Below are 768 nucleotides of genomic sequence, written 5' to 3' on the forward strand. Positions count from 1 at the left end.
ACCTCTTTGTTTACTGTTGTATTAAAGCAATTTTAATTACTCATCTTTTTTCAGGATGTGCATTTAAAAAACTCTGGGTTCTTTGAGATATATGATTTAAAAATTCAAGTGCTGTCATATTCCATACTTCTGGGAGAACATCAGCATCATGATAGAGAAAATCAAATCTGTTCTCTACATTTTCGGATGTGTTAATAATAGAATCGATTTCTTCTATTAACCCTTTTATCATTCCTCGAGTTGCAACGTGAAGAAAATCATCGATAACATCATTAAGCTTTGGACCTGATATAATCTTATAATCTTGATTAAAATAAGCATATATTAAAATATCTAGAAACGGATATTGTTTGTTCATTAGGTTATCCCTTTGGATATGCAGTTAATATATAGAATGGTTTACCATTGTATTCAGAATAATTTAAAACAATCCTGACTGTATATAATTCTTTTATATTTTTAGATCCTTTAGTAACACCAAAACCAATCGGTGTTTTTGAAACATATTCAATAGGTGCATACATTCCTTCTGGGAGCGAATACTTAGCCCAATTTTCTAGATGTATTTTATTTGCTTTCAAGGCTTTTGAAATGACTTGTTCTGCCACATCTTGATTGTAAAAACTACTTGCTCTAGATACATCTGTTAGCCTTTCCCTCAATTCCTGCTCCGATAACCCAACATGTTTAGCCAAAGTATGACCACCCGGTTTTAATCCAGTCTCTGACTCATGCTCAATTAATTTAATCCTGCCTACCCGAACAGAG

General features: G+C 32.4%; 2 protein-coding genes. Both read right to left on the reverse strand.

What is annotated here, in order from left to right; genetic code table 11:
- Positions 1–40: 40 nt before the first annotated feature.
- Entirely contained in the window at positions 41–358 is a 318-nt protein-coding gene (locus tag ABR397_RS22980) for a contact-dependent growth inhibition system immunity protein (protein ID WP_350307729.1), read from the reverse strand.
- A gap of 4 nt (positions 359–362) precedes the next feature.
- On the reverse strand, positions 363–768 hold a 406-nt coding region (locus ABR397_RS22985), incomplete at its 5' end, for an RNase A-like domain-containing protein (protein WP_350307730.1).

Origin of the sequence: Photorhabdus viridis (assembly GCF_040256935.1) — a bacterium.
GTDB lineage: Bacteria > Pseudomonadota > Gammaproteobacteria > Enterobacterales > Enterobacteriaceae > Photorhabdus > Photorhabdus viridis.